The following is a 707-nucleotide window of genomic DNA, read 5'->3' on the forward strand; positions in this document are numbered from 1 at the left end:
AAGGAGCGTGACGCACTTCAGTGTGGTGTAACGAGTGGTGTCCCTGGCTTCTCGGTGCCTGATGATCAAGGTAACTGGAAAGGTCTGGACGTTGATGTATGCCGGGCGGTGGCTGCCGCCGTGCTGGGTGATGCAACTAAAGTTAAATATATTCCACTGAATGCTAAAGAGCGTTTCACGGCGCTGGTATCCGGCGAGATTGATCTGTTGTCCCGTGTGACCACCTGGACACAGACCCGCGATACTCAGCTGGGTATCAACTTTGCGGGTGTTAACTACTACGATGGACAGGGCTTCCTGGTGAAGAAAGAGCTGGGTCTGAAGAGTGTCAAGGATCTGGATGGTGCGACCGTCTGTGTCCAGTCCGGTACCACCACTGAGCTGAATATGGCAGATTACTTCCGTACTCACGGCATCTCCTATACGCCGGTTGTATTCGACACCAATGATCAGGCAGCCCAGGCATTTGATACCGGCCGTTGTGACTCATTTACCACCGACCTGTCCCAGGCTGCCGGCCTGCGCACCCGGATGCAGGACCCATCAGCTGTCGGCGCACTGCCCGAGGTTATCTCTAAAGAGCCACTGGGGCCTGTTGTGCGTCAGGGTGATGACACCTGGTTTAATATCGTGAAATGGTCTTTCAATGCGATGCTCAATGCCGAGGAACTGGGGCTGACATCGGCTAACGTTGATAAGATGAAGGC

General features: G+C 54.3%; 1 protein-coding gene. It reads left to right on the forward strand.

The genetic code is table 11. The annotated features are described in order from the left end of the window. Positions 1-707, forward strand: a 707-nt coding sequence (locus JW499_RS21540; RefSeq protein WP_205212504.1) for an amino acid ABC transporter substrate-binding protein, incomplete at both ends; no start/stop codon positions are given.

This window comes from Amphritea pacifica (assembly GCF_016924145.1).
GTDB lineage: Bacteria > Pseudomonadota > Gammaproteobacteria > Pseudomonadales > Balneatricaceae > Amphritea > Amphritea pacifica.